Genomic DNA, 13,247 nt, shown 5'->3' with positions numbered 1-13,247 from the left:
GCGACCATGAACGATTCCAGTGCCCCGCAATTGAACCCGCTGCAAAAACTTATTTTCAGTTCACGTTGGCTGCAGCTGCCGCTGTATCTCGGCCTGATTGTGGCTCAGGGCGTTTATGTCGTCCTGTTCATGAAGGAGCTGTGGCACCTGATTTCACACGCCACCTCGCTGAGCGAGCAGTTGATCATGCTGGCCGTTCTGGGCTTGATCGACGTGGTGATGATTTCCAACCTGCTGGTAATGGTCATCGTCGGTGGCTATGAAACCTTCGTGTCGCGTTTGAATCTGCAACGGCATCCCGATCAGCCGGAATGGCTCAGCCACGTCAATGCCAGCGTTTTGAAAGTGAAGCTGGCGATGGCCATCATCGGCATCAGTTCAATCCACCTTCTGAAGACTTTCATTGATATCGGCACGCTCGGCAGCGAAGGTTCGCGCTACACCGAAACCGGCGTGATGTGGCAGACCATCATCCACACCATCTTCATTCTTTCCGCCATCGGCATCGCCTACACCGACAAACTGATGGGCAGCACGATAGCCAAAAAATAAGAAGCGCTGATTGCATTGAAAACCCCGCCTCGGCGGGGTTTTTCTTGGCCGAATCTAAACGGGGCATAACCGGCATCGCATCGCCGGTTTGCGTTCAGGCAAGCGCTCTGCTAACTGTAAGGCACACCCGAAGCGAGACCGCCCATGAAATCGAGCCCACTGCTGCTTGTCGTCATCCTATTCATCGCCGGAACCGCAACCGCTGCCGAAAGCCCGGCCCACCTGCAGCCGTTCGCCAGCGAGAAGGCATTCCAGAACCATCTGGCCAAGATCAAAGCGCGGGAAGCCGAGGCCCGACGCAAAGCGGAGATTAAATACTCGTCAAAAGCCTATGACAGCCCAATGCCGACCGCCATTCCGGCACCACCGTCGGCGCCCGCCATGCCGGCAAGCGAGGCCAAATCGCTCGACATGGTGCAGGTGACCGGGTCGCGGATTGCTCAAGCAGATGCGCAAAGCGATGCCATCACCAACGTGCAGACCCAGGGCGTCGATGAAGGCGGCATCGTCAAGAAACTCGGCGACTACCTGATCGTGCTCCGCCGTGGCCGGATTTTCAGCATCGAAGCCGGCAAGAACGCACTGCGTCCGGTCTCCAGCATCAACGCCTACGGTCCGGGCATATCACCGCAGGGCGCCTGGTACGATGAAATGCTGATCAGTGGCCGTACCATCGTGGTCATCGGCTACAGCTACGCGCGCGGCGGTACCGAAGTCGGTCTGTTCCAGATCGATGCGGCCGGCAAGCTCAGCTACCGCAATACCTATCATCTGCGCAGCAACGACTATTATTCCTCACGCAACTACGCCAGCCGGCTGATCGGCAAGCAGCTGATTTTCTATTCCCCGATGTCGGTCAGGCTTTACGGCGATGCCGCCGACAGCCTGCCGGCGGTGCGGCCCTGGCAGCAAAAAACGGGCGCGTTCAAGCGCATCCTGCCGGCCACCGAAATCTACCAGACCGGTATTACCACCAACGCCTACGATCTGACCCTGCACAGCGTCACCACCTGCGACATCACCGAGCAGGCCACGCTGGAGTGCCGCGCCAAAGCCGTACTCGGCCCGAGCAGCCGCGTTTTCTATGTGGCCGCAGATGCGGTCTATGTCTGGATCGGCGGCAGCGGACTGTACGGCCGCGCCCGCAAACCGAACGAATCCATGCTGCTGCGCATGCCGCTGAGCAATGGCATGCCACAGGCACTGCGTGTCTCGGGCAACCCGATTGATCAAATGTCATTTCTTGAACGCGACGGGTTCATCAACGTTCTGGTCGGATCGCAGGCGAACGGCGATGGCATGTGGCGCGCCGAAGGCAGAGCCGGCTCACTGGCGCTGCTGCGTGCTCCGCTGCGGGCATTCGGCGGCGCCGGCGCGCGTTCACAGGAAAAGCATTACCGCCCGCTTCCCGCAGAATACCAATGGGGCATCCAGAACCGTTATGTCGGCGACTGGTTGATTTACGGAAGCCAGTACGCCCCTGGCGGCGATACACCGACGTATGCGGTGCCTTATGCCAACGGCGGCCAAGCCGTGCCGCTGGCACTCAAGCACAGCACTGAGCGTATCGAAGCGATGGGTAATGATGCGTTGATTATCGGCAGTGCCGGCAATGATCTGGTGTTCTCCAGCGTGCGTCTGGATGCGAAGGCGACGCCGATTTCCGGCTACATCCAACGTAATGCCGTGCAGAGCGAAAGCCGCACGCACGGCTTCTTCTACCAGCCACAGGGCGAAGCGGCCGGCCTGCTCGGCCTGCCGATCCTGGGCGGAAGCGGGGAACGGCCGACGGCCGCAGTGAAATACCTGCGCAACCGGAAACTGCAGCTGAGCGATTTCGGTCTGCTGGTGGCGGCACCGGGCAAACCGCAGGACGATGCCTGCCAGGCCAGCTGCGTGGATTGGTACGGCAACGCCCGTCCGATTTTTGTCGGCGACCGCATGTACGCGCTGATGGGCTACGAGCTGATCGAAGGACGTGTCTACGACGAGTCGCTGGTGGAGCTGCGGCGGATCAATTACGCGCCGCGGACCCAAGCACGGTGAAACAAAAACCCCCGCAAACGCGGGGGTTTTTTCAACGGCGCTTCAGGAGACTTACTGCAGCTCCAAACCACCTTGGCTGACGTAAACGGTTCGGGCACGCACGGCTTCGGTGAACCAATCGATGGCGGGGACTTCGGCTTTTTCCTGGCGGCGCCAGGCCGAGCGGTTATTGGATTGCACGAACTCGACCCGAGTCACGAAATGTTCCTTGTCCTGCAGGAATGCCGCAGCGTTTTTCTGGCCCCAAGCCAGTGCCGCCGCACTGAACTCCTTCTTGGCCAAGTTTGCGATTTTGTTGAGCAGCTTGGTATTCTGGCTGCCGTAAAGGGATAGGCTTTCAAGTGCCACCTGCGGACCGTTTTCGGTTTTCCGAATGGCGATATAGGCTTCAGCGCTGACCGCCATGGTTGCCAGTTCCGCATTGGCCGGAAGCTCCACCGGACAGATGACGTCACGGCGTGGCGCGGCATCGGCTTGTTTGCAATACGCCATCTCTTCGGCGGTGCTGGCGCCACGGACGGTGATTCGTGCATTCTCGGGGAAAAACTCGACGCGCTTTACGATGTAATTGCGGTCCTCGGTGCTGGCGCGCAGCAAAGTAATCTGGAATTCGGCGCGCACCGGCTTCGGGGCAATCCCGGTCTGCGGCTTGAACGACCACGACTCTACCAGATTGCCCAGACCCTGATCGATGGCCGGCACGCCGGCCGACTGCAGGGTATAGGTCTGCACCTGTCCAGCCGCCGAAACATCCACGGTACCGGTCAGGCGCTTGGAATACTCGGTGGTCTGCCCCAGTGCAAGTACCGGCAGTGCTGAAAGCAGAAATCCACAAAGTTGAAGCGAACGAAACATTTCACATCCCCTGAAATCGGTTTAAGCATGCCGGTGCTGTGCCGCTCCGTGCAATTCGAGTCTAGCAGAATTCATGGCAGAGTTTATACTCTACCCAGACCGCCGCGTCGTGGCGGAGAATGGATTCCCATGCATGGTTCCGGCTTGATTGATATGCTCTGGTTCCTGCTGGCCTCGGTGCTGGCGGTTCCGCTTTTCCGGCGCTTCGGCTTGAGCGCAGTGCTCGGTTACCTGTTCGTTGGTCTGCTGCTCGGACCTTACGGGTTCGCGGTCATCAGCGATCCGGACAGTACTCTGGCTATTTCCGAGCTGGGCGTGGTGATGATGCTGTTCGTCATCGGTCTGGAACTGTCGCCGCCCCGTCTATGGCAGATGCGGCATCGCATCTTCGTGGCCGGCAGCGTGCAGGTATTGCTCAGTGCGGCCCTCCTGTATGCCGCACTGCTGGCCTTCGGGCTGCGCTGGCAGAGTGCCGCCATCGTAGCATTGGCCCTGGCGCTGTCCTCGACTGCGGTGGTGTTGCAGCTGTTGGCCGAACGCAAGCAACTGAACTCGGCGCATGGTAAAGCCGCATTCGGCATCCTGCTGTTCCAGGACATCGCGGCAATCCCGCTGCTGGCCGCCATCCCCCTGCTTGGTCATGCCCAGTCCGAGAGTGAGCACTTCACCGGCGGCATGGCCCTTTACGCCATCCTCGTCTTGTTATTGATGATCTTGCTGGGTCGGCATGTCATGCGCTATCTGTTCCGTGCCGTAGCCTGGACGCAGATGCGCGAAATATTCACCGCCATGGCGCTGCTGTTGGTGATCGGTACCGGATGGATCATGCATTCGGTCGGTCTATCGATGGGCTTGGGAGCATTCGTGGCCGGCGTGCTGATGGCCGATTCGGAATTCCGCCATGAAATCGAAGCGCAGGTGGAGCCGTTCAAAGGCCTTCTGCTCGGACTGTTCTTCATTTCGGTCGGCATGACCGTGAATCTGACGACCGTTGCATCCAGCCCGCTTCTTATCGCCGCAGGCGTTCTATTTTTGATGGCCATCAAAGCCGTTGTGCTGCTGATGATCGGCAAATGGCAGAGCCGAATCGGCTTGCGTGAGTCCGCGCTGCTGGCAGCGACCATGGCGATGGGCGGTGAGTTTGCTTTCGTCGTTTTCGCGGATTCCGTGCGCTTCGGTCTGATCGATGCGCTGCTGCGCGACCGTCTTGTCGCGATTGTCGGCGTCAGCATGGCGCTGACGCCGCTGTTGCTGATGGCGATGCAGGCCTATTTCAAGCGGCATCCCGCCGAAACCGCCGCCCCGGTTTACGACAGCATCGAGGACGGCCATCCGCGGGTGGTCATTGCCGGATTCGGGCGCATGGGCCAGATCGTCGGGCGCATGCTCGGCGCCCGCAAGATTCCCTTCATCGCGCTTGAAAACAGCGTCGATCAGGTGGCGCTGTCGCGCAAATTCGGCAACATGATCTATTTCGGCGATCCCGCCCGGCTCGAAGTCCTGCAGTCGGCGCACATCGCCACTGCCGAAATGCTGATCATCACCGCCGACGATCCGGAAACCAATCTGAAGATCGCGCGGCTGGCGAAACGGCATTATCCCAATCTGCGCATCATCGCGCGCGCGCGCAACCGGCAGCATGCCTTCCGCCTGATGGACATGGGGGTCGCGGCCATCCGTGAAACCCTGCATTCCAGCGTGGAAATCGGCAAGATGGCGTTTATCGGCCTGGGCATTCGACACGAACGCGCCGAGGAATACGCTCGGCTTTTCCTCGAGCATGATGAACACATTCTGGCCGAACAGTATCTGGTGCATGACAACGAGGCGGCGCTGATTGCCAGTGCCGAAGAAGCCTACCGCGAGCTGGAGGCCCTGTTCGATGCCGACCGTCTTGATCGGCCGGACACCGATCAGCCCTGATCTTTCTTGATCAGCAGACTGGCGATATCGACCCGCTCGGGGCGGTCCTGCAGGAGATTGGCGGTTTCCGAAAAGCCGCCCATGACCGCGAAGTCATAGGCGCTGCGCCCGAGGTTGTCGCGCAACTGACGATCAGCGCCGGCACGCAACAATCGCGAAGCAAGCTGGCTGTAGCCGCGGGCTGCGGCATGGTGCAGGGGCGTGAATCCGCGCGCATCAAGCGCATCAATCGCCGGCGCTTCCTGCAGCAGGCGATCAAGCGCCGATAGCACCAGGCCCTCCTTGAGCGTCTGCGATTTCTGCAAGCTGGCGCCACAAAGCAGATGCAATGCAGTCTGGCCGTGTTTATCTGCAGCATCCGTGGGAATGTCCGCGCGTAACAGGCTGTCGATCAGCAGCACGGAATCCAACTTTGCCTTCTCCGACGTGAGAAAACCCGCGGCGGCGTGCAGGGCGGTCTGTGCCTGGGCATCCCGCGCCTGTATGTCTGCGCCGTATTCCAGAAGCATCGCCGCATGTTCCGTGCTGCCGAGAGCGCTGGCCAGATGCAGTGGCGGAAAACCGGCAACGGTTTGGTTGACATCCGCGCCGCCGAGCAGCAACTCCTGCAAGACCTCCGTATGAGCCTGGCTGAGTGCGGCCCAGAGTGCACTGACACTGCTGACGGCGGCAATGCCTGCATCCGCGCCGTGCGTCATCAGCAGACGCACCAGCGCAGTCTGGCCCTGGCCACAGGCATGGACCAGCGCTGTTGAACCTTTGCTGTCAAAGGCATTCACCGGCAATCCAAGTTCGAGCAGGCGCTTGACCGCTTCGACATCGCCGGCCAGCACCGCCGCCGGGACATCCTGGCCGCACAGGCGCCGGCCCGGAAGATGCCAGTTCGGCCATGACAGCCAAGCAAGCGACGCGGTATTGCCATTGAGCAGTGCCACGCCAAGCGCGCTTTGCCCATCACGGGCACGCCGTTCGGGATCACCGCCGGCGAGGATCAGGGGTTTCAGCATGCCGTCACGGCCCAGCAGGGCGGCGTGATGGAGTGCCGTCAACCCGGCTGCATCCGGCGCATTGACATCGCAACCACAGGCCAAAAGAGCATCCACGACGCGCTGCCAGCCCAGCCGAACGGCCAAAACCAGTGGCGAAGCGCCGGTTAAGGAACCGAACGGGTCAGCGCCCTGTTGCAGCAACTGCAGGGCGGTCTGTTCATCGGCACGACGATGGAAATCATTACGCAGACAGCATTCCAGATAGGTGGACAATGTGCCCGTCCCGCTGATCGGTACCGGCAAGGCCATCAGGTAGCCGAGCAGTCCGGCAAGATTCTGGGTGCCCGCCATCAGCCGCCCGTAAACGCTGCGGCCCTGGGCATCGTTGCTGAACACAGTGGCGCCATGGCCGAGCAACCACGACACGACATCGCGCCGATCCTGCTGACAGAAGGACAACAACAGTTCCGCCAATTCGGTACTTACCGGCTGTAAGCCCGCACCGAGAAGATCTTCGGCGGCCGCGGTATCGCCCGAACCAAGCACGGCAAACAATTGCTGGCCGCCACTGCTGCGACGCTCAGGCAGAGGTGCTTCACTGAAATGTTCCGGCAAAGCATACGCCGGATCGATGCTGGCCACGGCCGACCAACGCCCGTTAGCCAGCGCGTGGTCGAGCGCGCTGCGGCCCTGCGCATCCACGGCGGTACGCGACAGTTTCGGCTGGGCCTGCAGGCGCTTGAGTACTTCGACCTCGCCAGCCTGTGCCGCCAGCATGTAAGCGGTGATGCCGGCATCGTCCTGGGCATTGACCTGGGCGCCGAGCTCCAGAAGCGCTGAAACCACTTCCGTCAGTCCGGCCTGTGCGGCCACCATCAAGGGCGTCATCTGCACGGCATTGCGTACATCCACCTTGGCTTTGTGTTTGTGAAGGAGGCGAATACCGATTTCATCATCCTCGGCACCGGCGGCGGCAATCAGCACCGGAACCGCGCCGGCCGGCTCGACTTTGGCCTTGCGTTCCAGCATATAACGGGCAACACGCCAATTGGCCGCCTGGCAGGCCAAGGCCAAGGGCGTGTACCCGTCACGGTTGACGGCTTCGATATCGGCACCGGCGTCCAGCAACAATGCGGCGACGGCGGCATCGGTACTGCGCATGGCGTGATGCAGCGGGGTATTGCCGTCCGAATCGGTGACATCGGTACGGGCGCCGTTGGTCAACAGCATGGTCACCGCTTCCGAGCGGCCATGCCAGCTGTCGCGGGTGGCGCTGAGCAAGGGGTTCAATCCGGCATGGAACGCATTCACATCCACGCCTTTGCCAATCAACATGCGCATCAGGCGCAGATCGCTGAGGGTACCGGCAATCATCATCAGGCTGCGTTGGTCCTTGGCGCCGGCGGTCGGTAACTGATGTGGATTGGCGCCGGCTTCAAGCGCCTGCAATGCCGCATCCACCTGTCCGTTATGCACGGCCTGCAACAAAGCGATGTCCGGATCGAGCGATGGCGCCTGGGATTTTGCGATGACGGGAACGGCCGCCATCGCCGATTCGCCGGCCGGCGCCGCTTTCGGCAAGGAGATATTGACCGCCACAACATGCCAAAGCAGCGCGAGCACGCCGTAAGCAAGCAGCCACAGACTGGAGGCCTGCGGCCAGAACGCCCAACCGACTGCGGTCAACAGTGCCGGTATGGCCAAGAGCAACAGCACGAAGCCCGCCAATGCCGAACGCCAGAATGCGAACAGTGGATGCGTGGCATCAAGCGTTGGCCAGCCTTGCCGGTAGTCCTGCTGCCATTGCGCCCAGTTCGGCCAAATGCGCTGAAGTCCCAGCACAACAACGCCGGCCGCAACCGACAAGGCCAGCGCCGACAGCAGACTCTGGGTCTGCTGCACGGCCTGAATCGGCCAGATCAAGAGCAGGGCCAAACCGCACTGCAAGAGCAGCCACGCGCCGGCAACATACGCGATCGATTTCAGCATCGGCAGAAAACGCCATTGCTTCGGGTGTGCACCGGCCTTCAGCAGCTCCATCATGACGGCATGAAACACGGCAAGTTTCAGCGCCAGCTCACCGAACTCAACCATCGCCGACGCCTCCGGCGACCAAGGGATCCAATACGCTTGGCGGGAACTGCAGATGAAAGCCCTGCGCATCGAGGTTGGCCCGCAGCACGGCGGCATCGACCCGCGGAAGGCGCCTTCCGGGCATAAGTTCGAACTCGAGCACGAACTGCCAGGGCTGCAGTGGCGCAGCTACGGCCTCCGGCAGCGCCGCGAAGGCGTCGGCTTTCGGCAAATACAGGTAGGTATCCGGTTTGCGCAGGGATTTGTAAACGAAAACGGGCATACGCGGTCCAAGGCCTTTGCGTCATTGTCCCCTACAACGCGCTTTCAGGAAAGCCCTTTATTATTTGGTACGCTATGGGAGTTTTCATCGAGGAATACCGCATGTCCGCCCGCCGTCTTTTGTCCCTTTCCGCCTTTGTTTTCAGTACCGCCGTTTGTGCGCAGACACCGATCTCGCTCGACCAGGCCATGACCCATCCGGATTGGATCGGCACGCCGGTCGAACAGGCGTGGTGGTCGGCCGATTCAGGCAGCGTGTTCTACCGCCAGAAACTGACCGGCAGTCCGGTGCGTGCGACTTACCGCGTCGGTGCGGATGGCAACATCCAGCGTGTTGAAAGCGCGGGCTGGGCGCAACTCGACGAAGCCCAGCAGAGCTTCGATCGCAGCCGTCAGCGCGCACTGTTCGTGCGCCAGGGTGATGTGTTCCTGCGTCAGCTCGGCAGCAACAGCCTGATGCAGATCACCAAGAGCGCGGAGCGCGGAGCCAACCCGCAATTCGGCAGTGACGGCAGCGTCCTGTTCCAGCGTGGCAACGATTGGTTCGCCTCACGGAACGGATTGATTGAACCGGTACTGCAGCTGAAAGCGGAAAACGATCCGAAGAAAACGCCGCCGCCGAGTGCCGCAAGCGCGCATGAACTCCGTCTGATCGCCACGCTGGCCCGGCAGAAAGCCGAACGTGAGGCCTTGAGCAAGGACCGCGATGACCGGCGTGCCGGAGACGGCAGCGGCGCGATGCCGGCGACTTACCTCGGCAGCAAGCTCGATATTTCCGGCAGTACGCTGTCGCCGGATGGCCGCTACGCCTTGGTGATGACCACCGAGAAAGGCGCCGACGAGGGCCAGGCCGGCAAAATGCCGAAGTACGTGACTGAAAGCGGCTTCGAGGAATTCGAGAACGTGCGCACGCGTGTCGGACGCAATATGCCCTTGGCGCAGAAACTGTGGCTGGTTGACGTACGCGCGCAGCGTGTGCGCGAGCTCGATTTTTCGACACTGCCCGGCATCGCCACCGATCCGCTGGCCGCTCTGCGCAAGGCGCAGAAGCTTGATGCGCTGAAAGGCAACCGCGCGGTACGCATGGAGGCGCCTGCGGTGTGGAGTGCGGACGGAACGCAGGTCGCGCTGATGGTGCGCGCGATCGACAACAAGGATCGTTGGTTGGTTGGCGTCGATTTCGCCGGCGGCAAACTCAATGTCCGCCACCGCCTGACCGATCCGGCCTGGATCAACTGGAGCTTCAACGAATTCGGCTTTCTACCCGATAACCGCTTCTGGTATCTGTCTGAACAAAGCGGCTACAGCCATCTGTATGTGGGTGAAGGAAAAGCCGCGAAAATGCTGTCCTCCGGAAAATACGAAGCCAGTAGCGTTCAGTGGAATGCCGATGGCAGCCAGGCCTACTTCCTGTGCAACCGCCGCTGGCCGGGCGATTACGAAGTCTGCCGCGTCAACCGTGACGGTAGCGATCTGCGCGAAGTGACGGCCCTTGATGGCGTTGAGGACTTCAGCCTGTCGCCGGACGGCAAACGTCTGGCCGTGCGCTACTCGGGCAGCTATCTGCCGGTACAGCTGGCACTGGTGGATGCCGGAAACGGCGACACCCGGAAACTGACCGACACCCGTACTGCCGAATTCAAGGCGCGCGAATGGATCGAGCCGGAGTATGTACAGGTACCATCCAAACACGGCGCCGGCGTCGTCTGGGCAAAACTGTACCGGCCGAAAAACGCCGTGGCCGGGAAAAAATATCCGATTGCGATGTTCGTGCACGGCGCCGGCTATCTGCAAAATGTCAGTGCCCGTTATCCGGTGTATTTCCGCGAGCAGATGTTCCACAACCTGCTGGTGCAGCAGGGTTATGTGGTGCTCGATATGGACTACCGCGCCTCGGAAGGCTACGGCCGCGACTGGCGCACCGCCATCTACCGGCAGATGGGCCATCCGGAACTCGAGGATTACCTCGACGGCATCGATTACATGGTCGCCAACCATCAGGGAGACCGATCCAATGTCGGCATCTACGGCGGCAGCTACGGCGGCTTCATGAGCTTCATGGCGCTGTTCCGCGCTCCGCAAGCGTTCAAGGCAGGTGCTGCGCTGCGCCCGGTCACCGACTGGACCACCTACAATCACGAATATACTTCCAACATTTTGAACACGCCGGAGCTCGACCCTGAAGCCTACAAGAAGTCCTCGCCGATTGAGTATGTTGAAAACCTGAAAGGCGCATTGCTGATCAGCCACGGCATGATGGATGACAACGTGTTCTACCAGGACTCGGTGCGGCTGTCGCAACGCCTGATCGAAATGAAAAAACACAACTGGACGATGGCGTCCTACCCACTGGAACGCCACGGCTATGTGCAGCCGGAAAGCTGGTACGACCAGTACCGGCGGATCTATGAGCTGTTTGAGGAAAACCTTAAATAGAGACTGAATAAATGTGATGCCTGTCACATTTTATCTTTTAAGTTCGTTAATTAAGGAGCCAATGTTACAAAAGCGACACATTCATGATTGTCGAATAATAATAATAATTAAATGATAAGGAATGAAAACAGGGCTTTTAAAAAGTCTGATATCGCAGATATTCTCGTTTGGGCGAAAAATCTGCTATCGGATCTCAACGATGCGAATCAAAACCGTAGTCAGGCTCCGACTCGACTGATTGGAGTCACGCTCTGCCTGACAGGAGCCCTTCTGAGCATGACCGGGCTCCTCATCTGGCTCGATGTTTTGAACTTGAACCAAGGAATCAAAAATCCTGCTTTAGGTTTTTTCCCTGGCGTGTTGATTGTTTGCTTCGGTTTTTGGCTGTTGTATAAAAAAGACAGCTTATTGAACATCAAAATTAAGTATCTCCTGGGATTTGTAATCATCGGGTATTACTGTACGGTCGCACTCATGAATGGGATGGTGACAGTTATATTTCTTCCGGTTGCAATCTATCTCATTCACTTGATAATGTCGCCGAATGTGTCGCTCGTTCTGACACTGTCACTGCTATGTTTTAGCTTCGGCATAGCCATGTGGGATCAATCCATGGCACTCTACATTTCGGCACGCATCATAGTCTGCTCTTCGATTATAGGTCTTCTGATGCAGAGGATTTCACGGCAAATCATTTCCTCAAACAAAAAAACAATAGAGGTTGCGAATAAAATCTCGAAAGTCATCATCACACTGAATAGAGACCTGGAAGACCGTATTCAAGACATTGAATACGCGCGGACTCATGATTTGGCTACGCAGCTGTCTAATGAGTCTGGATTCATTGAACATTTACACAATATTTTATCAAGCGATGCAAGGCCCTGCCTTTATCAAATAACATGTCTTGATGTTAAGGGCATTGAGGATTCTAAGGTTTTGCTTTCGCAGAGCGAGCATGCTTCTTTCATAGCCAGAATTGCTGAAAAAATTCATAATTATTTTGGTAATCACACATTCATTTCACGAAGCTCGGACACCTCATTTTTGATTTTTACTTTGCTTGATGATGACGAAGTCAATCATTTATCTGATCAATTACTCATTGATGAAATGCGCAAGCCAATGTGGCTTCATGGCCAATTTTTACCTACCAATGTCTTCATAGGAATTGATACAGCTTCAAACAATTGTTCTGATTTATCATTGGTTATCAATAATGCGCGCAATGCGGCATTGTGGGCAGAGCTAAATGGCAATAGCCGGCTAGCCCGTTTCCAAGAGAAAATGCAAACTGAACTTGAAAACCGCATAGCCCTTACTTCAAGCTTTCTGGACGGTCTTGATGCTGGGCAATTTGAACTGGAATACCAGCCGATTATCAGCCTGGGACATATCAAAAAAGAGAAAGTTGAAGCGCTCATCCGCTGGAATCACCCTACAAGAGGCCGTGTTACACCTGATCAATTTATTGATTTGCTTGATGCTGACCAGACGATAAGGATGACGGAGTGGGTATTGAGTAAATCAGCAGAACAATTGAAACAATGGCATCTAAATCATGGCATTTGGATTGAGGTTAGTGTCAATATTCCTTCGGCATATCTTATCGATATTCTCAAAGATATAAATGGCTTGCATAACCGGCTAGATTCATTTGTGAATAAGTACGGCTCTTTTGTTTTTGAAATCACTGAAAAAAGTCTATTAGTTGTGGGTGATGATGTATTAAGCCTGCTTGAAATGCTTCGAAAACAGGGGATTGGCATTTCACTTGATGATTTTGGAACCGGTTATTCAAGCATCAAGCAGCTGGGTGCTCTGCCACTTGATTACTTGAAGATTGATAAATCTTTGATTGATTTCATTGATGCTTCTTCGAGCAGTGCAACAATCGTTGGGTATATCGTCCGGCTGAGCCATGAACTTAATTTAAAGGTTATTGCGGAAGGTGTCGAAAATGAAAGCCAAAACGATGCCCTGGCTTGGGCGGGATGTGATTTCGCACAGGGCTATTTGTTTTCAAAACCAATTGCGGCCAATCAAATTCCTGTTTTTTATGGAAACGCGTAATTATTTTTTATAGTAACT

8 protein-coding genes are annotated in these 13,247 nt (G+C 57.6%); 5 read left to right on the top strand and 3 right to left on the bottom strand.

The genetic code is table 11. From position 1 onward, the window contains the following. The first annotated feature begins 6 nt into the window (after positions 1 to 6). Both ACIQ1A_RS03775 and ACIQ1A_RS03770 read left to right on the top strand, forming a co-directional pair. Positions 7 to 552, top strand: coding sequence for a TIGR00645 family protein (locus ACIQ1A_RS03775; protein WP_395769732.1), 546 nt, complete (start codon positions 7 to 9; stop codon positions 550 to 552). 144 nt (positions 553 to 696) lie between these two features. After that, the gene (locus ACIQ1A_RS03770; RefSeq protein WP_395769731.1) at positions 697 to 2,598 is read left to right on the top strand and encodes a beta-propeller domain-containing protein; all 1,902 of its coding nucleotides are present in this window, start codon (positions 697 to 699) and stop codon (positions 2,596 to 2,598) included. Between the two features lie 51 nt (positions 2,599 to 2,649). On the opposite strand, the gene ACIQ1A_RS03765 is transcribed toward ACIQ1A_RS03770, so the two are convergent. Beyond that, positions 2,650 to 3,453 (bottom strand): hypothetical protein, encoded by an 804-nt coding sequence (locus ACIQ1A_RS03765; protein ID WP_395769730.1) that lies wholly within the window; start codon positions 3,451 to 3,453, stop codon positions 2,650 to 2,652. A 129-nt stretch (positions 3,454 to 3,582) separates the two neighbouring features. On the opposite strand from ACIQ1A_RS03765, the gene ACIQ1A_RS03760 reads away from it, so the two are divergent. Next, positions 3,583 to 5,376: a monovalent cation:proton antiporter-2 (CPA2) family protein gene (locus tag ACIQ1A_RS03760; protein ID WP_395769729.1), complete on the top strand. Its 1,794-nt coding sequence runs from the start codon at positions 3,583 to 3,585 to the stop codon at positions 5,374 to 5,376. On the opposite strand, the gene ACIQ1A_RS03755 is transcribed toward ACIQ1A_RS03760, so the two are convergent. Both ACIQ1A_RS03755 and ACIQ1A_RS03750 read right to left on the bottom strand, forming a co-directional pair. Then, a complete protein-coding gene (locus ACIQ1A_RS03755) occupies positions 5,367 to 8,459 on the bottom strand; it encodes an ankyrin repeat domain-containing protein (protein ID WP_395769728.1) in 3,093 nt (1,030 codons plus the stop codon). The genes ACIQ1A_RS03760 and ACIQ1A_RS03755 overlap by 10 nt on opposite strands. Then, a complete protein-coding gene (locus tag ACIQ1A_RS03750; protein WP_395769727.1) occupies positions 8,452 to 8,721 on the bottom strand; it encodes a YcgL domain-containing protein in 270 nt (89 codons plus the stop codon). The genes ACIQ1A_RS03755 and ACIQ1A_RS03750 overlap by 8 nt, the downstream gene beginning before the upstream one ends. Positions 8,722 to 8,822: 101 nt before the next feature. Here ACIQ1A_RS03750 and ACIQ1A_RS03745 point away from each other — a divergent pair, with 101 nt between their 5' ends. Further along, positions 8,823 to 11,156 (top strand): prolyl oligopeptidase family serine peptidase, encoded by a 2,334-nt coding sequence (locus tag ACIQ1A_RS03745; protein WP_395769726.1) that lies wholly within the window; start codon positions 8,823 to 8,825, stop codon positions 11,154 to 11,156. A gap of 276 nt (positions 11,157 to 11,432) precedes the next feature. Next, positions 11,433 to 13,229 carry an EAL domain-containing protein gene (locus ACIQ1A_RS03740; protein ID WP_395769725.1) on the top strand — a complete coding sequence of 599 codons (1,797 nt, stop codon included), beginning with the start codon at positions 11,433 to 11,435 and terminating at the stop codon, positions 13,227 to 13,229. Positions 13,230 to 13,247: the final 18 nt, after the last annotated feature.

Source organism: Arenimonas sp. (assembly GCF_044353605.1).
Lineage (GTDB): Bacteria > Pseudomonadota > Gammaproteobacteria > Xanthomonadales > Xanthomonadaceae > Arenimonas.
Note: the sequence above shows the minus strand (reverse complement) of the source record. Positions and strands in the feature narration are given on the sequence as shown.

Coding starts and splice junctions, on each gene's coding strand:
- ACIQ1A_RS03760 (WP_395769729.1), top strand. CDS start 3,583: ATGCATGGTTCCGGCTTGATTGATATGCTCTGGTTCCTGCTGGCCTCG.
- ACIQ1A_RS03750 (WP_395769727.1), bottom strand. CDS start 8,721: ATGCCCGTTTTCGTTTACAAATCCCTGCGCAAACCGGATACCTACCTG.
- ACIQ1A_RS03775 (WP_395769732.1), top strand. CDS start 7: ATGAACGATTCCAGTGCCCCGCAATTGAACCCGCTGCAAAAACTTATT.
- ACIQ1A_RS03765 (WP_395769730.1), bottom strand. CDS start 3,453: ATGTTTCGTTCGCTTCAACTTTGTGGATTTCTGCTTTCAGCACTGCCG.
- ACIQ1A_RS03770 (WP_395769731.1), top strand. CDS start 697: ATGAAATCGAGCCCACTGCTGCTTGTCGTCATCCTATTCATCGCCGGA.
- ACIQ1A_RS03745 (WP_395769726.1), top strand. CDS start 8,823: ATGTCCGCCCGCCGTCTTTTGTCCCTTTCCGCCTTTGTTTTCAGTACC.
- ACIQ1A_RS03740 (WP_395769725.1), top strand. CDS start 11,433: ATGACCGGGCTCCTCATCTGGCTCGATGTTTTGAACTTGAACCAAGGA.
- ACIQ1A_RS03755 (WP_395769728.1), bottom strand. CDS start 8,459: ATGGTTGAGTTCGGTGAGCTGGCGCTGAAACTTGCCGTGTTTCATGCC.